The organism is Nostoc sp. 106C, assembly GCF_002154725.1.
Taxonomy (GTDB): domain Bacteria; phylum Cyanobacteriota; class Cyanobacteriia; order Cyanobacteriales; family Nostocaceae; genus Aulosira.
In genome coordinates, this window is the sequence record NZ_MTAW01000147.1 from 39,136 (window position 1) to 59,501 (window position 20,366).

10 protein-coding genes are annotated in these 20,366 nt (G+C 42.8%); 7 read left to right on the forward strand and 3 right to left on the reverse strand.

Annotated features, from left to right (window positions below):
- Positions 1 to 10 precede the first annotated feature (10 nt).
- Positions 11 to 523 (reverse strand): DUF559 domain-containing protein, encoded by a 513-nt coding sequence (locus tag BV375_RS22900; protein ID WP_243714018.1) that lies wholly within the window; start codon positions 521 to 523, stop codon positions 11 to 13.
- A 78-nt stretch (positions 524 to 601) separates the two neighbouring features.
- A complete protein-coding gene (locus BV375_RS22905; RefSeq protein WP_086764616.1) occupies positions 602 to 1,009 on the reverse strand; it encodes a hypothetical protein in 408 nt (135 codons plus the stop codon).
- Positions 1,010 to 1,820: 811 nt separating this feature from the next.
- Between BV375_RS22905 and BV375_RS22915 the strand changes: the two genes are divergently transcribed.
- On the forward strand, positions 1,821 to 5,570 hold the full coding sequence (locus tag BV375_RS22915) for a CHAT domain-containing protein (RefSeq protein WP_086764621.1): 3,750 nt from the start codon (positions 1,821 to 1,823) through the stop codon (positions 5,568 to 5,570).
- Positions 5,571 to 5,764: 194 nt separating this feature from the next.
- Here BV375_RS22915 and BV375_RS22920 read toward each other — a convergent pair whose 3' ends face one another.
- Positions 5,765 to 6,187 (reverse strand): hypothetical protein, encoded by a 423-nt coding sequence (locus BV375_RS22920; protein WP_086764624.1) that lies wholly within the window; start codon positions 6,185 to 6,187, stop codon positions 5,765 to 5,767.
- Positions 6,188 to 6,282: 95 nt separating this feature from the next.
- Between BV375_RS22920 and BV375_RS37105 the strand changes: the two genes are divergently transcribed.
- The 6 genes from BV375_RS37105 to BV375_RS22945 all read left to right on the forward strand — a co-directional run bounded on the left by BV375_RS37105 (position 6,283) and on the right by BV375_RS22945 (position 20,265).
- On the forward strand, positions 6,283 to 6,426 hold the full coding sequence (locus BV375_RS37105; protein ID WP_166507508.1) for a hypothetical protein: 144 nt from the start codon (positions 6,283 to 6,285) through the stop codon (positions 6,424 to 6,426).
- A gap of 564 nt (positions 6,427 to 6,990) precedes the next feature.
- Positions 6,991 to 7,269 (forward strand): hypothetical protein, encoded by a 279-nt coding sequence (locus tag BV375_RS22925; protein WP_086690647.1) that lies wholly within the window; start codon positions 6,991 to 6,993, stop codon positions 7,267 to 7,269.
- Positions 7,270 to 7,507: 238 nt separating this feature from the next.
- Positions 7,508 to 12,973 (forward strand): type I polyketide synthase, encoded by a 5,466-nt coding sequence (locus BV375_RS22930; RefSeq protein WP_086764626.1) that lies wholly within the window; start codon positions 7,508 to 7,510, stop codon positions 12,971 to 12,973.
- A 278-nt stretch (positions 12,974 to 13,251) separates the two neighbouring features.
- The gene (locus BV375_RS22935; RefSeq protein WP_086764628.1) at positions 13,252 to 14,985 is read left to right on the forward strand and encodes an SDR family NAD(P)-dependent oxidoreductase; all 1,734 of its coding nucleotides are present in this window, start codon (positions 13,252 to 13,254) and stop codon (positions 14,983 to 14,985) included.
- A 253-nt stretch (positions 14,986 to 15,238) separates the two neighbouring features.
- Entirely contained in the window at positions 15,239 to 16,600 is a 1,362-nt protein-coding gene (locus BV375_RS22940) for a polyketide synthase (protein WP_086764630.1), read from the forward strand.
- A gap of 296 nt (positions 16,601 to 16,896) precedes the next feature.
- A complete protein-coding gene (locus BV375_RS22945) occupies positions 16,897 to 20,265 on the forward strand; it encodes a type I polyketide synthase (RefSeq protein WP_086764633.1) in 3,369 nt (1,122 codons plus the stop codon).
- The last annotated feature ends 101 nt before the right edge of the window (positions 20,266 to 20,366 follow it).

Here is a 20,366-nt window from a genome sequence, read left to right on the forward strand (position 1 = left end):
GGAGAAGGGGCTAGGGGATGAGGGCTTGAGCAATTTTCTGTAAAACTGACTCGATATCATTAAATATTTGCTCATTACTAAAGCGAATAACAGTAAATTGATGAGATAGCAACCAGTTTTCTCTAATATAATCTTCAGTTTGTTGACTTGCATGAATACTACCATCTACCTCGATAATTAGTAACTTTTCGTGACAATAAAAATCAACAATATATCTATCAATATTATGTTGTCTGCGAAATTTTTTATTTAATAAACGTCGATTTCTTAAACATTCCCACAATATTGTTTCTGCTGGTGTTTGTTGTTTTCTTAATTCGCGAGCGCGTTCTAATAATACATCGGGAATTTGTCGGTTGCTACCTGCTAATTCCGCAATTTCTGCCCTCACCCCTAGCCCCTCTCCCAGAGGGAGAGGGGGATAAGAGTTATTTTTATATTTTTGTTGATTCTCTTGTTCTTTTTCTTTTTCTTTACTCCCTCTCCCAGAGGGAGAGGGTAGGGGTGAGGGTTCATATTCCATAATAAAATAAACTCATCTCATCCTTAGCTTTTAGGAATAGAGGGTTTAACCCTTCGTGAATTGACAAACAGTCTCACTCTATTCGCTAAAAGTCCCAATTTTACTATTATTATCTGATGCTTGTTGTGCCACATTTTTCATGCGGCTCGACCTCATTTTGCGGACGCGATCGCTATCTCGAACACCACCTGCTGTTTCATATTGAGGGCTATCTGTGCCGTACTTAATAGCAATTAGCATTAGCATTTTTTGAGAAAGTTTATTCAAATTTTTCTCCATCTCTTCAACTTCAGCCAAAGAAGAATCAGCTAAAGATAAAGCGTTATTATGAATCTCAATTTTATTCCGTAACTGTTCCATTGACTCCATCAGTTTTTCCAGACTATAATCATCATCCAGTTTCAGATTTGGATCGACCAATTTTATCCCGGCTGCTCTTGACTCAACTTTTTCTAAAACGCTTGATTTACGTTTTTTGCGACTCATAAATTTGCCCTGTTAAAATACTTCTAAACATAGCTTGCCTTAATTAAATCGAAATCTGGTTCAGCATAAATAGCAATTTTTGAACGTACAATTTTCAGCTAATATTCAGTAATATTTCGGTATCTAATACCAATTCAAATAATGTTTGCGACACATCAATATATTCTAGAGGGCAAGAGGCAAAAACAAGAGGTAGGAAACATCAGGAAAGCCCCTAGTGAGTTGAGGATAGCCGCTATTGAGTTAAGGAAAGCCGCTAGTGAGTTGAGGATGGCCCCTAGTGAGTTGAGGATAGCCGCTATTGAGTTAAGGATAAGCCGCTATTGAGTTAAGAATAGCCGCTACTGAGTTGACAATAGCCACTATTGACTTAACGATAGTGGCTTCTGTTGTTGGCGAGTTTGCGATGCCTACGGCGGGCTTCGCCTACGCAAATGAATAAGTAGTTAAACATAATTAATTACACAATGTCATAAAGATTGTAGGGGCAAGGCAATGCCCATAGGTGTCAACTTAAGCTAAAAGCTATATAGGGCAGGCGTTGTACAAATACCTCGCGCCCTCATCCCCTAACCCCTTCTCCCCGAGGAGAAGGGGAATTGAATCTCTTGCTCCCCTCTCCCTGAGGGAGAGGGGCTGGGGGTGAGGGCAAAACCTTGCACAAGAGCGGGTTTCACGTTAAGTTGACACCAATGGGCACTGCCATGCCCTCTAGAATATAAGGAAACGCGATCGCCTGACATTTTTACGGAATTTAGGCTAAAAAGTTTGTATTATCTCACATAAGCTTCCACACCCCAAACCGCCCGCTATGGAATTAAATCTCCGCTTCCCAGAGAATCATCAAGTCATTGTAACATTTGATGGGCAAGACACTGAGAGGCTGGATTTTGCCTCACCGTTGAGTGCAGCAGACAGAGAAGAGATTCGCTGGTACTTAGAAACTTATGCGACACGTTACACAACGGATGTAGATGATACACGGGCAGAAGGGATAGCAAAAAAATTCCGGCAATGGGGCGAAGATTTATTTAATGCGGTTTTTCAACATCGGACTGCTCAACGGCTGTTTAATTATTTTCAAGAGCAAAATCAACCAGGACGCTTATTAACAATCAGCGCTAGTCATCCAGCAATTTTATCGCTGCCTTGGGAATTGTTACGCGACCCACAAGGTACTTATTTGTTTCACGAAAATCCCCGCATTTCGATTCGTCGCCGCTTGGCTGGTGCAGGGGGTGGACGCAGGCCGTTTAAAGTGCAAGTCAAAGACCGATTGCGGTTATTGTTTGTCGTCAGTCGTCCCAGTGATGCGGGATTTATTGACCCCCGTGGTGAAGCAATGGCAGTTTTGAACGCCATTCAACAAGCAGCAGCCGGACGGGTTGAGGTAGAGTTTTTGCGTCCAGCAACCTTGGATAATTTAGTAGCGCGGCTAGAAGACTCCCGCCAACCCCCTGTTGATATTGTGCATTTTGACGGTCATGGGGTATTTGATTTAGATGGGCGTTTCCAAGAACAGGCTAAACATAGCGACCCGGTGGGACTAACTAAAGGCGGGAACGAGAACGGCGGCAATATAGGTTATTTGTTATTTGAGGATAAAGAAGGGAAAAAAGCCCTGATTACTGCCGAAACCTTGGGTGATATGCTGAATCAGCAAAAAGTGGGGTTAATTGTTTTGTCTGCCTGTCAGTCGGCGGCGATGGGTGGCGAAGATGGAGAAGATGCAATGGGTAGTGTAGCCGCTAGGTTAACCCATGCAGGTATTCCCACAGTCTTGGCAATGACTCATTCGGTATTAGTGACAACTACCCAACAACTGTTTGCCAAGTTTTATCAGGGTTTAGTATCTGGTGCTGGTATGGGTGAAGCATTAGATAATGCGCGGCGAGACTTGTATCTCAACCAACAACGGGGAGAACGGCAACGGGGTGAGGAACGAGTACAGTTAAAATTACAAGATTGGTTTTTACCTGCCTTGTATCAAGCGGCTGGTGATACCCCATTATTGCAGCAGCAAGACTTGAACAACCAAGAAAGCGGCGAGACACGAAAATGGGGAAACTTGCCGGATTTACAAGAAGCTGGATTCTTCGGTCGTAGCCGGGAATTATGGCAGATAGAACGGTGGTTTGTGCAGGGAACGCGCCGCCTCACAGTATCGGGTTTTGGTGGACAGGGAAAAACCTATCTCGCCCAGGAAGCAGGACGCTGGTTACAGCGCACGGGGATGTTTGAGAAAGTTTGTTTTGTTGATTATGCTGCTTTTGGTGGTGTGGATGCTGTAGGCTGGGCAGTTAGCACCCTGGCGACAGTGTTAGAGGAGAGTTTAATTGATGGGGTGGCGGCAACTCAGGCGTTGCGTAAGCAAGCCACATTACTGATTTTAGATAACTTAGAAACCTTGCCAGCCGAAACCCTACGGGAACTGTTAACCGTGGCAAAACAGTGGTCTGAGGTTGGGGAATGTCGGGTATTACTCACCACTCGCACACCAGATTTTCACCCTCCCGATTATCCCACACAAGGCAGTCGCAAACATATCTCCTTATCTTTGCGAGGTTTGGGACAAGAAGATGCCCTAGCGTATTTCCAGAGTTTGATTAAACTGACGCTAGCACCCAAATTTGACCCACCTAAACGCGAAGTGTTGTTGGAATTATTTAAACTGGTGGATTTTCATCCCCTGTCGATTGGTTTGTTAGCAAAACAGTTGGAAAGTCGCCGTCCGGCAGAGTTGGGACAACGCTTAGAAGCGTTGATTGCTCAAACACCAGATAATCCCCTATTGGCATCATTGAATTTATCTTTAGAACGGTTGGATGCTGAAGCAATGCAGTTGTTGCCTCGTTTAGGCGTGTTTCAGGGTAGGGCGTTAGAACTTTACTTGCTGAAAATTACAGAAGTTTCTCAGTCACAGTGGCAAACTTTGCGCCCAGCATTAGAAGCCCTTGGTTTAATTCAAGTCCATGAGCCTTTTCTCAAATTTCACCCCACCTTAGCCCCTGCTTTGTGGCCGCGTTTATCCCTAGAAGCACAGACAGAACTGCTTGCCCGTTATCAAGGGTGGTATTATCAACTTTCTGACTATTTGTATTTTGAAAATAGCAAAAATCCTCATGCAGTTCGTACCATTGCTCAATGGGAATTACCGAATTTACTTTATGCAGTTGATGGGGCGTTGAATGCAGGTACAGAATGGGCAGTAGACTTTGTTGATAAGGTAAACTTTTTTCTTGGTATCTTTGGACTTAACCGCGATCACACTAGACTAAATCAACGGATTGCTCAATTGACTGGGGAAGTAAGTTCTAATACATGGTATATCAGCCGTACTAGTTCAGGCGAGCAATTATTCAACGCTGGTCGCTATCAACAAGCAGCGCAGGTGTTTAGTGAGATACTGGCAGAGTTGGGCGAGCAACCAAGTTATGAGCAATGTGCTACTTTTGCTAGGCTGGGACGGTGCTTGAGGTTCCAAACACAAACAGCACAAGCAGCAGAAATTTACCGTCAGGGGTTAGCAGTGGCGCAGCAGTTGGAACAGTCTGATTATGTCAATAACCTGATGGGAGCGTTGCAGACTGAATTGGCAGATGCGCTGACGGATATGGGAGATTATGGTGAGGCACGCATTGCTTATGAAGCAGGATTAGCTATTAACACAGAAGTTGGAAACTTTCGTGAGGCTGCGGTATCAAATGGGCAACTCGGAACTCTAGCCCTGCGGCAAGGCAACCTCCCAGAAGCAGAACAGCGTTACCGAGAAGTACTGACTACTTTCCAGCAACTCAACGAACCAGCAGCAGAAGCCACGGTTTGGCATCAACTGGGTATGGTGTACGAAGAAGGCAAGCAGTGGGACGCTGCGGAAGATGCCTACCGAACATCAGCACAAATTAAAGAATCTCTAGGAAATCTGGCAGATGCAGCAGATACTTGGCAACAATTAGGCAACCTCAATGACAGTGCTGGCAAACTGGGAGAGGCAGAGGCTTGGTATCGCAAGGCTTTGAAGCAATATCAACAATTAGAAAATCGAGCAAGTGCATCTCTAGTATTAAATAACCTCGCTTTCACACTACAAAACCAACCCCACCGCCTCAGCGAAGCCCGACAATTGGCAGAAGAAGCCTTAGCTATCAAGAAAACCTTAGACCCAGCTGCGGCTAAGATTTGGAGAATCCATAACATCTTGGCAGAGATTGCCGACAAGCAGGGCGACACCACCCAAGCTAAAGAATATCGTCGCCAAGCAAGGCAAGCAAAAGCGGCGTTTGCGGGGACACAGTATGAGTTGCGGAAATATGGGCAGTGGATTGCAAGGGTAGTAGCTGCTGTGGATAATGCACAAATCAGGGAACAGCTAGAAATTGAGATGGAGAATGCCGCAGAAGGTAGGCAAAATCTCTTTGCTGCCATTCGTCGCATCTTAGCCCGCGAGCGAGATGAGAATATACTGTGCGAGCAGTTAAATTTGGAAGATTCTATGATTATCTCCGCTATCCTGCGGGGTATTGCTGACCCTCAATCCCTTGCAGCGTTATTGGCAGAGTGACATTAATATTAATTCGTAATACTTCGACTTCGCTCAGTACAAGTTCGTAATTCGCAGTTCGCAATTACGAAAGTCTGACAGCATATTTACCCCCCTTAATCCCCCCTTGAAAAGGGGGGAAATAAGACAATCTAGTTCCCTCCCCTTTCCAAGGGGAGGGTTAGGGTGGGGTAATCCGAACACTAGCAGCGCCACTACGCAGAATAATCTTCACAAAAAGCTTTCAACCCAATGTGAATAATAATCACCGTCACCGCCACAACTAAAGGAGATAACACATCCCCCGAAAAACCCATCGTTACCAACACTGCACCCAAGCGTTCCACAGCATCCTTATTATCTAAATCACCCCATTTCTTCCACTGCTTATTCAGCATTCCCCCTTCTTGGCATAAATCACTTTTAGCAGCTCGTCCAAATTTCTGCAAAAAACTCCGAGAATTTTCTTGTGTAACTTGTGTAATTGCTGCGGTTTGTTTTACCAGCAATTTTTCATCTGATATTTTATCCTCTCCTTGTTTTTGCTCTGAATCTGGGGCAGAGCGCAGTTCTATTAACTGGCGGTCAATTTCAGCAGAGAGGGCAGTAATTTCTTCGGGGGTAAAGATGCTGTTCATTACTGAGCTTCAAGATAATTCTGTTAAGAATAATCATAGAGTAGTATATGTCATGCACGGCAAAACTGCTGTAGTTGGCGACACATCCAAAAGTGATGACGAGTTGCGAGGAGTCAGATCCCCGACTTCTTAGAGAAGTCGGGGATCTAGCAGCTGGTCTTTTAGGTAAACGAGAGAATGTTTGGCACAAAATTGCTGTTTATAATGCACTTTTAGCAAAATTAAGCTTTGCTTTATAAAACACTTATTTATTTCTTATGTTGATTTATCTTGAAAAAACACTAAAAAATTTTGGGGATTTATGATGTTATGCTGAAAAAAATACGGTTGCGGCTTCATGCAATCTTTGTACTAATTACAACGTAATCTATTTGGCTTATTCATTACGGTTATTATTGCAATTATTATTTAATCTGTTATCTAGCTAGTAAGCAAGCAAATATGAGGTTGCTAATTAAGGCGAAAAAAGATACTGATGCTTTTAGTTTAATTAAATCTTTTTGTCAGTAGCACTCAATTTTCTTTCTTAAATTACTTGAAATAAACAGAATTGTTTATTTAAGTTGTGCTAGTCTTTGTATTAATTCAAGTGTTTCAAAGCGGCAGGTAAATTAGTTGATTTCTGGTGAGTAGAAAAGAAAAAACTAAACCAAGCCGCATTGTTATCACCTTAAGAATGTTCGGAGATTATTTAAATAACTGCATTAATTCGGAGTAAATGTGAGGTTTTTTCTGTAACGAAATTGTCAACTTCTATCGGGCAAATTGCATAAAATACATTATCCTGGAAGCTGAAACTGGCTATGACATTTATCAAGATACAGAACGTTGTCATTAACACCAGCTATGTGGCTGCAATAAACTTAGATAGTCAAACTAGTTTGGGAGAAAAAAGCGTTTCTGTCTTAATAGCTACTCCTAAGTTTCCATTACTCCAGTGGGATACAGTTGCCCAAAATCTCTATCACTACGAATGGATGGAATTCACTGGTCAAGCTGCTAAAGCGCTCCACGATTATTTTACCAATTTCAACAACGTTATTGACCTGCTGCCACAATATCAAGAGTCGGGCGTTGTCTAGTATTTTTTCCAAATCACTACTCGTTATGCTCCTAAATTAGCTGATAACGCCAAAAGCGCCAATTAATCAAAGCTTAATTAGGGCAGTATGTGTCGTGCGGTGTTATTCCAAAAAAAGCATTTAGCTTTTGCAGATAGGGTAGCTACCTGCTTATTAAAACAGATAGCTTTCATTATTGCTAGGCACAGAAATTACTGTTGCTGCGCAATTCACAGTCCCCCAGATTAGTCTATGTCCTATGTCTGCTTATTCCATTGATACTGCCTTAGCGGATTTGGAAATCCAGATCAACAGTTGTGAAAAGGCTTTGATTAAGTTTATAGAGGAGAAAAAAGTGAAGTCAGACAAACCAATTTCCCTTAACAAGATTAACAGACAATTACAACAAAATCCTATAGCCATTGTTGGGATGGCGTCTCTATTTCCGAAAGCGCGAAATTTACGGGAATATTGGCGCAATATTGTTAATAAAATTGACTGTATTACTGATGTTCCTGATACACATTGGAGCGTTAAAGATTACTACGATCCAAACCCCAGAACACCTGAGGATAAAACCTACTGTAAAAGAGGTGGGTTTATTCCTGAGGTTGATTTTAACCCAATGGAATTTGGCATTCCTCCTAGCATTTTAGAAGTCACAGATGTATCGCAACTATTAAGTTTAGTCGTTGCGAAAGAAGCAATGGAAGATGCTGGCTATGGTGAAGCGCGTGAGTTTAGCCGGGAGACTGTTGGGGTAATCTTAGGCGTGGCGATGGCTAAGCAGCTAGGAATGCCACTTTCCGCCCGGTTAGAGTACCCTATTTGGGAAAAAGCGCTGAAAAGCAGTGGTTTATCTGATGAAGATACTCAAAAAATTGTTGAAAAAATTAAAAGCGCTTACGTCAAGTGGGATGAGAATGCATTCCCTGGAATGTTAGCCAACGTAGTTGCAGGTAGAATTGCCAACCGTCTGAATTTTGGCGGGATGAATTGTGTAGTTGACGCAGCTTGTGCTAGTTCCTTTGGCGCTTTGAAAATGGCGATTAGCGAACTAGTTGAGTATCGCAGCGACATGATGCTGACTGGTGGCGTTGATACCGACAACACCATTATGGCTTACATTTCCTTCAGCAAAACCCCGGCTGTTTCTCCCAGCGAGAATGTCAAACCTTTCGATGCTAAATCCGATGGGATGATGCTGGGTGAAGGTATCGGGATGATTGTCCTCAAGCGCTTGGAAGATGCGGAACGGGACAAAGATAAAATCTATGCAGTCATTAAAGGGATTGGTACTTCTAGCGATGGACGCTACAAGAGCATTTATGCTCCCCGCAAAGAAGGTCAAGTCAAAGCCTTAGAACGTGCTTACGAAGATGCAGGTATTTCTCCGGCTACTGTGGGTTTGATGGAAGCGCACGGCACAGGTACAATGGCTGGCGACCCCACAGAATTCGGCTCTTTAAGAGATTTCTTTAACGAACATGATTCCCAGAAACAGCACATTGCTCTTGGTAGTGTGAAGTCGCAAATTGGGCATACAAAAGCGGCTGCGGGTGCAGCAAGTTTAATTAAAACTGCTTTGGCACTACATCACAAGGTATTGCCACCCACAATTAACATTACCGAGCCAAACCCCAAACTCAACATTAAAAATTCCTCATTCTATTTAAATACAGAAACCAGACCTTGGATTCGGGCGGAAGGTGAAGCGCCAAGACGTGCGGGTGTGAGTTCCTTTGGCTTTGGCGGCACAAATTATCACGTGGTTTTGGAAGAATACGGTGCTGAACAAAATCAGCCTTACCGTTTACACAATGCACCTGCGGAAATTCTGCTGTTTGCTGGGACTTCTGCTCAACTTGTGAGCAAGTGTGAAGAAACTTTGGCTAAGTTGCAGTCAAAAGACGGCGAAAGACATTATGCAGAATTGATTCAAGAGTGTACATCTGGTGAAATTCCCCAAGCTGCGGCGAGAGTTGGGTTTGTTGCTGAGAATCTGCAAGAAGCTTGCAAGCTAATGCAAATTAGTCTGGACTGGCTAAAACACAAGGGTTCAGCAATCTCTTGGGAGCATCCCCAAGGAATTTACTTCCGTTCTGCTGGAATGAATTTAGGCGGTAAAGTAGTCGCGCTATTTTCTGGACAAGGTTCTCAGTACTTAGAGATGGGTCGGGAAGTGGTGATGAACTTCCCCGAAATGCGCCGTCTTTACAGCAAAATGGATAGCCTGTTGCTCAAAGATAATTTGCGGCCGTTATCAGAGATAGTGTTTCCTGCACCGACCTTTGAGGAAGCAGAAAAGAATGCTCAAGTCGCGGCTTTACAACGCACAGAATATGCTCAACCCGCAATTGGGGTATTGAGTGCTGGGTTGTATTCCATACTGCAACAAGCCGGTTTTAAATCAGATTTTGTCGCGGGACACAGCTTTGGTGAACTGACAGCTTTATGGGCTGCGGGTGTTTTGAGCGAGCAAGATTACTTATTTTTGGTCAAGGCTAGGGGTCAAGCAATGGCGGCTCCGGAAGACCCAGACCATGATGCGGGAAGTATGCTGGCTGTCAAAGAAAATATCGCCAAGGTAGAAGCTGTCATCAGACATTACCCTCAAGTTGCGATCGCTAATATTAATTCTCCTACACAAGTAGTCTTGGCAGGCCCCACCGCCGAAATCGCTAAAGTTCGCCAAGCATTGCATGACAAAGGCTATGCGGCTGTTTTACTACCTGTATCCGCAGCTTTCCACACACCTTTAATTGCTTTTGCACAGAAATCCTTTGCCATTGCAACTAAGTCTGTCAGCTTCCAAGCTCCGCAAATCCCAGTTTTTAGCAACGTTACTGGACAAAAGTATCCCCAAGAATCCCAATCAATTCAAAAAATCCTGGAAACTCACCTATCAAACTCGGTGTTGTTTAAGCAGGAAATTGAAAATATTTACGCTGCTGGTGGTTACTGCTTTGTAGAATTTGGCCCCCGGCGGATTCTGACTAACTTAGTCAAAGATATTTTAGGCGATCGCCCGCATCTTACGATTTCCTTGAACCCCAGCACTCAAAAGAATAGCGATCGCTCTTTACGAGAAGCGGCTGTACAGTTGCGTGTGGTTGGCTTATCTTTAAAAAATCTCGATCCTTATCAACTACAACCTGTGCTACCTGCACCGGAAAACGAGAAGAAAAAGGCGTTAACTGTAAAGTTAAACGGCATTAATTATGTGTCGGAAAAAACCAAAAACGCCTTTCCTCAAGCTTTGCAAAATGGTCATCAAGTTAAGTTAGCTGCTAGTTCAGAACCCACAGTTACCAGTACCCCAGAAGTCTCTGTACCTGCACCTACAGTTACAAGTATTCCCGAATTCTCTGCATCGTCACCTGCACCTGTGAACATAGAACCTGTAAATCCTATACCTGCACCCATCCAAAGTAACGGACATAAAAAAATTGCCACTGCTCCTACTCCAGTAGTCAACACCGTTACTTATGCTCCTGAACCAACGCCTCAAATGAATCCTGCGACCCTATTACAAATACCTGCCCAGGAATCAAAGATGCAAACACCAGAAAAACCTGTAAATTATCAACGAGTTCTAGAAAGTTTAGAATACCTCCTGTCACAGTTTCAAAACAATCAAAGCGAAAATTTACAAGTTCACGAGCATTATCTCAGTCATCAGATGGAATATGCCAAGACATTTTTCCAACTGATGCAACAACAAAACTCCTTGCTAGCTGAAGCTAAATCTTCACCAGAAACCGCCAAGCTCAAGCAAGTTGTCATGGAAAGCTTAGAACGGAGCATGATGCAGTTTCATTCCCAACAAGGTGAAACTTTACGCATTCATGAGCAATATCTCCAAGAGCAAATCGAATATACGAAAAACTTTTTCCAACTAATTCAGCAAGAGTACTCTCACCTAGTTTCAGGTGAAGAACTCACCCTACCCCAGGTAACACTACCCTTTGTCAGCGAACCTGTTACCGAAGCACCTGTTCCTCCTACCGTCCAAATTGTTGAAACTTTCACTGCACCTGTAGTTGAGCCTGTTGTAAAAAATGGCTCAACTCCCAAAATAGTTGAAACTCAACCTGAGCCTGTAGCTGAGATTCCGGCTCCTCCAGTTGTAGAAATTCCCCCTCAACCTGTAGTTGAGATTCCTGCACCTGTAGCCGAAACTGTCGCCTTCATCCCCGAACCCGCACCTGCACCTACACCTGTAACTGTATCCAGCACCATCGATTTATCTCAATTGGCTACTAACCTGTTAACCATCACCAGTGAAAAGACAGGCTATCCCATTGAAATGTTAGAGATGGACATGGACATGGAGGCAGATTTAGGGATTGACTCCATCAAACGGGTAGAAATCTTAGGCGGATTGCAAGAATTATACCCCGACCTACCCAAGCCAAACTTGGAAGAATTAGCAGAAAAACGTACAATCGGACAAGTTGTTGAGTATCTGCAAACCAACGCTACTGGAAATGTCTCCGTAGTTGTGCAGGGTACTTCAGTACAAGTAACAACGGAAATTCCTCAAGGAGTCACCGCAGTAACAACTGTAATTACTACTCCTGAGCCAGTCGCCCCAGTCACCGCAGTAACAACTGTAATTACTGCTCCTGAGCCAGTCGCCCCAGTCAGCGAAGTAGTCTCCTTCGTCCCCGAAGTAGAAACCACAACTACCACTGATTACGCAGACATCGGTCAAACTCTACTCAACATTACCAGTGAAAAAACAGGCTACCCAGTAGAGATGCTGGAACTGGAAATGGACATGGAAGCCGACTTAGGAATCGACTCCATTAAACGAGTAGAAATCCTGGGGGCGATGCAAGAAATGTACCCCGACTTACCCAAGCCAGACATCGAAGAACTCGGAGACCTCCGCACCATCGGTCAAATAGTTGATTATCTCCAGAAGCTGGCTGGAGGTGAAAAAAAAAAGTATCAGCTTGAGTTTGACGACGAGCCGATAATAGATGTAGAGCATAACGTTCAACGTCTACCCGCCAAACTCAAATACCTTCCCCACCCAGATTACTTAGACTTCAGCTTACCTGAGGGACACATTGGTTTAGTCACCGATGATGGTTCCCTCACCACCTCGGTGGTAGTACAATCCTTAATCGACAAAGGTTGGAAGGTCGTAGTTTTAAGTTTCCCCCAATCAATTGTTCCGCTACAAGCACTTTTACCCCCAAGCGTTACCCGCATCACCCTAGCCGATTTAAGCGAACAACTACTGCAAGATAAATTATCTGCGATCGCAAGTACCATCGGCAGCATTGGGGCCTTCATTCATATTCAGCCAGTATTCCAAGTCAGTCACACAAAGACACTTCCATATATTGAACAAGAAAAGGCGATCGTTAAACACGTCTTCTTCATGGCCAAACACCTGAAAAAATCTCTCAACGAAGCCGCACGTTACGGACGCAGTTGTTTTATTACAGTAGCTCGCTTAGATGGAGCCTTCGGGTTTGAGCATAACACTAACTTTGGAGTCATCGGAGCCGGTTTAGCTGGCTTAACCAAAACCATGAGATGGGAATGGCCTAAAGTATATTCGAGAGCGATCGATATTAGTCCTGCTCTAGATGCTCAACAATCAGCGCAACATATTATTGCTGAGTTGCACGACTCTAATCTTTATCTTAGTGAAGTTGGCTACGGTATTCAGGGAAGAGTTACCCTAATCACTTCATCTGATAAGTAAGGAAATAAGGGAGATAAGGAATAATAACACCTCATCTCCCTCTCTCTTAAACTCTTATTTCTCCGCGTCCTCTGTGTCCTCTGCGGTTCGTTTAAAAATCTTTTTTTCTCACGCAGAGACGCAGCGAAAAGTCGGAGCGCCGGCTTCCGGCGATCTGAACTTTTCAAGACAGAGGCGCAGAGAAGAGAAAACAAGAGAAGAAAGCATTTGTAATTATCTGCGTTTATCAGCGTACCCTGCGGGAAGCCCTTCGGTCTATATCGGCATTTAAAAATAAAATGACAACACAAACACCTATTCGTTCCTCATCAGTTTTTCTTGTTAGCGGTGGAGCTAAAGGTATCACCGCAGAATGCACCATTGAACTCGCCAAAAAACAACCTTGTAAATTCATCCTCTTAGGACGTTCCGAACTATTAGAAACCGAACCAGATTACGCTCAAAATTGTCTTGAAGAAGCTGCATTAAAAAAACGCATCATGGAAAATCTTCTCGCCCAAGGTGAGAAGCCCACACCCATGAGTGTACAAAAAATATATAACAAAATTCACTCCAGCCGCGACATCAAAAAAACCCTCGCAGCTATTCAACAAACAGGCGCTACCGCCGAATATTTGAGCGTAGATGTCACAGATACCCAAGCATTAAAAGAAAACCTAGCGGCTGTTGTTAACCGCATGGGGCCAATTACAGGCATCATACATGGTGCAGGAAACTTAGCTGATAAGCTAATTGAAAAGAAAACAGAACAGGATTTTGAAAAGGTTTACACTGCCAAAGTTCAAGGATTAGAAAACCTTTTAGACTGCGTTCCTGCTGAACAACTTCAGCATTTAGTTTTGTTCTCCTCCATAACAGGATTTTACGGTAATATCGGTCAGTCCGATTATGCGATCGCCAACGAAATCCTTAACAAGTCAGCGCATTTGATGAAACAGTACTACCCTAACTGTCATGTAGTAGCGATTAATTGGGGCGGCTGGGATAGTGGAATGGTAACACCAGAACTCAAAAAAGCGTTTGCAGAAAGGGGAATTGATATTATTCCTGTGGAAGTGGGGACAAAGATGTTAGTCAAAGAACTACATCCCAAGAATCATGAAACTACCCAATTGGTAATTGGTAGCCCTCTAATTCCACCACCTGCACCTCTAGATCCAGAACTAAAAACTTATCAAATTCGTCGCCGGATTGTAGTAGAAGCTAATCCTTTTTTAATGGATCATGTAATTGCTGGTTATCCAGTAGTTCCAGCTACCTGTGCGATGTCATGGATGATTAATGGTTGTGAAGAAGTTTATCCAGGTTATAGATATTTCAGTTGCAAAGATTTCAAAGTTTTGAAAGGAATTACCTTTAATGAATCTGTAGCCAGCGAGCATATTTTGCAACTGAAAGAAATTGCTAAATCTGACGGAGAGTTCATTGAATTTCAAACAACTATCTTTAGTAAAACTCCTGCTGGCAAAACTCATTATCACTTCACTTCTACTATCAAACTGGTGCGAAAATTACCTGATGCACCTATGTATGATGGCATAAATCTCACTGAGGATAATATCATTACCGCTACTGGTAAAGATTTTTATCAGAATGGCCCATCTACATTATTTCATGGCCCATGTTTTCAGAAAATTCAAAGAGTTATAAACATTAGCCCCGAAAAAATTACGACAGAATGCTTTTGGGAACAAATCACCGAACAACAACAAGGACAGTTTCCAATTCATTGGCATAATCCTTACGCAACTGATTTGAGTACACAACCTTTATGGATATGGTTAAGCCATTTTCATGAAGAAGTTTGTTTACCTGGACAGTTAACACATTCAGAACAGTATAGAGCAATACCAGTCAATGAAACTTTTTATGTCTCTTGTGATATTAAAGAGAAAAAAGGCACTGGTTTAACTGCCGATTTTATCCTTCACGATCGCGAAGGGAAATTATACTCACGTATCTTAGGAGCTAAGGCTGTTGTTGTGCCGATGAGTTTGCTACAACCTAAGTAATTGGTTTTGTGACAAAAATAGCATTTCCTTGATGTATTATAATCAATTTGAAATGCTATTGAACAATAAGATCCCCGACTTCTTAAAGAAGTCGGGGATCTGAAGCCAACTAAAAGCGTAAATCCTGTCATGTTCGGGGAATCTAATTGATGCGGTTTTATTTTTAATTAACCGCTAAGAGTGCCAAGGGGATAAGAGTGAGGAATAGAGATAATATCCCCTTTTATTTAATACCCCAACGAGGATATCAGCAGTGGAAAAAATAGCTATTATTGGATTATCATGCCTCTTTCCCGATGCCAATAATCCTGAACAGTTTTGGCAAAACCTTACAAATGAGAAAGATTCGACTTCAGCTACTACTATTGCAGATTTGGGTGTAGATCCCACAATATTTTACGAGCCAATTAAGGGACAACCGGAAAAAATATATTTTCTCCAAGGTGGATTTATTCGTAATTTTGAATTTGATGCCAGCGAATACAATCTACCTCCGGAGTTGGTTGACAGTTTGGATAATTCTTTTAAATGGTCGCTGTATGCGGCTAAACAGGCGATTCAGCACAGTGGTTATTGGGGAAATCAAAAAGTTCTCTCAAAATGTGGGGTAATTTTGGGGACTTTATCCTTACCCACGAAGATGTCTAATCAATTGTTTGCCCCAATTTACCAGCAAACGATTCAACCTGCGATCGCAGAACTTTTACAAGATGAAAATTTCCGGTTGGCTGCGTTACCAACAACAACCAAGGCTTCACCATATAATGCGATGATAACCGGCTTTCCAGCCGCGCTCGTCTCTCAAGCATTTTCTTTGTCCAGTAATCATTTTTGTATAGACGCTGCTTGTTCGTCATCATTTTATGCGATTAAAATGGCCTCGCATTACTTGCAAACACGCAAAGCTGATGTGATGTTAGCTGGGGCGATTAGTTGTGTAGATCCCCTGTTTTTACGAATGTTATTTTCTGGGATTCATGGTTATCCCGAAAATGGTATTAGCCGTCCTTTAGATAAGTCTTCTCGTGGCTTAATTACCTCCGATGGCATTGGGATGGTGATGCTGAAGCGCTACAGCGATGCTGTCAGAGATGGCGATAAAATTCTTGCCACAATTGCTGGTAATGGACTCTCTAATGATGGCAAAGGTAAGCATTTATTGAGTCCTAATTCCAAAGGACAAATTCTCGCTTTTGAACGAGCATATCATGAAGCGCAACTTAGCCCCAAAGACATTGATTATATGGAGTGCCATGCTACGGGGACATTATTAGGAGATACCACAGAATTTAGCTCTATAGAAACTTTTTTTGGTGAACATCAAGCATCGCCTTTGGTGGGTTCTACTAAAGCTAATGTGGGTCACTTATTAGTAGCGGCTGGTATGGTTGGCTTGGCTAAGGCGATTTGTAGCATGAATGCTGGTGTGATTCCAGCAACTATTAACGTGAGTGAACCGATTGGTTCTGAAAATAGTGTCATTTCTGACAAAAATATTGTGAGAACTGCGACGACATGGCCAAATAATTCGCCAGTTAAACGTGCAGCTTTAAGCGCTTTTGGTTTTGGCGGAACTAACTCGCATCTGATTCTGGAAAAGAAGCATGAAGTGTAAAGAAATCAGGAACATTTAAACGCCGATATAGACACGAAGTGGCTTCCCGCAGGCAAGAACTCTAGATTTTTTGTGAACATCTTCTCTCTTTCTTTTCTTCCTTCGTGTCCTTCGCGTACTTTGCGGTTCGTTGTGAATTTATTAAAAAACTAACCACAAAGACACGAAGGACACAAAGGTAAGAGTATTTAAGAGAGATTTAGCGTAAGTACTTTGAGATTGCTGTAACAAGCAAATAAATCTCTGAAAAATATTTCATACTTTATCCTTCAAACTTTAGTTAGCGTAATTAAACAATGTTTGAACAAGAAATACAATCATCTAAAATTGCCATTGTTGGCATGGATGCCTTTTTTGGTGAATGTAAAGATTTAGATGCTTTTGAACGTACTATTTATGACGGCAAACAGCATTTTATTCCCTTACCGTCTCAAAGATGGTATGGCATAGACGAGAAAGCAGATTTACTCAAAGAATACGGGTTACCAGATGGGAAAGCACCTCTGGGCGCATATATCCAAGATTTTGCCCTTGATACTTTAGCTTACAAAATTCCCCCCAATGAAGTAGAACAACTGAATCCGCAACAACTGTTACTGTTAACAGTGGCAGATGGTGCATTGAAGGATGCAGGAATTCAAGAAGGGGGAAATGTCGCTGTAATTATTGCGGCTGAAGCAGATTTGTCTGTTCACCAGCTACAGCAAAGATGGAATTTATCGTGGCAAATTAAAGATGGTTTAAATGCTGCGGAAATTGCTTTGCCTGCGGATAAAATTACTCAGTTGGAAACTATTGTTAAAGATAGTGTTCACCATCAAGTAGATATTGGTGAATACCTGAGTTACATCGCCAACATTATGGCGAGTCGGATTTCTGCGCTGTGGAATTTTACTGGCCCATCATTTACAATGACGGCGGTGGAAACCTCTGCTTTCAAAGCTTTGGAAGTAGCACAAATGCTACTCATGACTGGGGAAGTAGACGCTGTTGTCGTTGGTGCTGTCGATTTAGCTGGCGGGATAGAAAATGTCTTGCTGCGTAGCCAATGGGGAACGGTGAATACTGGCGCTAATACCTTAAGCTATGACCAAAATGCTAATGGCTGGACGGTTGGCGAAGGTGCAGGTGCAGTTGTTCTCAAGCGTTATGATACTGCCAAAGCTGCGGGCGATCGCATCTACGCGGTGATTGATGCTATCAGTATTGGTCAAGCTTCCTCTACTTCTGTAGATGCAGATACGATTAACCAAGTCTGCCAAACAGCTTTCCAAATGGCGGGAATTCAGCCGACAGCAGTTAACTATGTAGAAGTGGTTGCTAGTGGTTTTCCCCAGGAAGATGAAGCGGAAATTGCGGGGATGCTTCAGGCTTATCCCTCTGTAGGCGATGGTTTACATTGTGCGATTGGTAGTGTGAAGTCCAATATTGGGCACACCTATGTAGCATCGGGAATTGCTAGCTTAATTAAAACGGCTTTGTGTCTCTATCACAACTATATTCCTGCTACGCCCAACTGGTCTGGTGTGAAAACACCGCAAGTATGGCAAGGTAGTCCTTTCTTTGTGGCGACAGAATCTAGACCTTGGTTTCTCCATAAAGATAGTACCCACAGAATCGCCGCTATTAATGGTATGGGTTGTGATGGTACTTGTGCCCATGTCATCTTGTCGGATGAACCAGACCAAATCAATCACAGCAGCAAGTATCTACAGCAAAGGCCGTTTTATCTATTCCCTTTAGCAGCTGATGACCGTTCATCTGTACTAAATCTGTTAAATAACCTCCAACAAGAAATTGAGAATTCTGAGTCTCTATCTGATGCTGCTAGCCAAAACTTTGTCAAATTTCAGCAGCATTCTACAGCCAATTACACCCTAGCCATTACCGGACGCAACAAAAAGGAATTACTTAAAGAAATCGCCTCAGCGCAAAAAGGTGTAAATACCGCCTTTGAACGGGGTACTGATTGGCAAACACCTATAGGTAGTTATTTTACCGCCAAACCACTGGGTAAAGAGGGTTCAGTTGCATACGTTTATCCGGCGGCTGTCAATTCTTATGTGGGTATTGGTCGGACTCTCTTCCGGCTGTTCCCTAATCTGCAAAATGAACCCTTCGTTAAGAGTCTGTATAAACGAGTCTCAGATGTAGAGAAACTGGTTTTTCCCAGAAGCTTACATAAGTTATCTACCAGAGAACTAGAAACGCTAGAGAAGAAATTGCTGGATGATTCCCTAGCAATGTTTGAAGCGGAAATGTTTTTTACTAGGTTAATCACCACAGTAATCCGCGATCGCTTTCAAGTCAAACCCAAATATGTGTTTGGCTATAGCCTTGGTGAAACCAGCATGATGGTTGCCCAAGGCGTTTGGAGTGATTTCTTTGCTGGAAGTAACAGCTTTAACTCTTCAGCTTTATTTGGCGATCGCTTATCTGGCCCGAAAAACGCTGTGCGTGAGTACTGGAACTTACCACCAGCCTCCGATGCTTCAGACAATAACTTCTGGGCTAATTATGTACTCATGGCTACCCCAGACAAAGTAAGAGAATGTCTAAAAAATGAGAGTCGCGTTTATTTAACGCAGATTAATACACCAGAAGAAGTATTAATCGCCGGCGAACCAGCAGCTTGTCAGCGCGTGATTAAAGCCTTGGGCTGCAACTCCTTCCCTGCCCCCTTCGACCATGTAATCCATTGTGAAGCCATGCGATCGGAGTACACGGAGTTAGTAAAACTCAACACTTTACCAACTCAGGAGATTCCTGGAATTACTTTTTATTCTGCTGCTGGGTATAAACCCATCACAGTTAACAGTGAAGTAGTAGCCCATAGTATCGCCACCGGACTCAGCCAACAACTTGATTTTCCTCGCTTAGTTAACCGCGTTTACGCCGATGGAGTCAAAATTTTTATCGAAGCCGGTGCTGGTGGGGTCTGTTCTCGCTGGGTAGGTAAAATTCTTGAAGGAAAAGAACACATCACCGTTTCTCTGAATAGAAGAGGTATGGATGACCATACTTCTATAGTCAAAGCACTAGCTAAATTACTCAGCCATAAAGTTAAGTTAGATATCTCATCTCTTTACAACCTCACCCAAGAAACGGCAAATCACAGTAAACTAACCCAACGAAACATTACATTAGGCAGTAACTCAATTACTGCCACAATTTTGAGTGAAGAGAATCGCCAAATTTTCCAAAATCTAGTTAGCAACCCACAAAACAAATCCTCCACAGTTGATTATTTCAGAGTAAATCCTGTCATCAACTCCCTGAATATTCCAGTGGTAATTGCTACCAACAATAAACCAAGCAATGATATTTTACTGCCAACAAATCAACCAGAAGAAATCGCAGAGAAAAATATCATGGAACACGGTTTAGTCTCAACGGAACAATTACAATCCTTTGAGATAACTACCACTCCTCAACAAGCAACTCAGCCTAGTTTCCCTACACAAAATATAACTCGCAAACCTGTCCAAACTATCCGTATGCTCGATTTAAATAAGACTCAATATCAAAAGCTCAATGCTAACAATGCCAATTTGACCAAATCCCATACAGCCTTCTTACAATCTCGACAAGACTTTAGCAAGCAAATGAGCGAAATCATTCAATTGCAATTAGCTTGTGCCCAAAATTTACTCAATGAAGAATGAAGCCTGAAATTACTCTCTAATCTTTCTTCTCTCTGTGTTCTCTGCGCCTCTGTGGTTCGTTAAAAAATTCTCGCAACTCAGAACTCACGCAAAGGCGCATA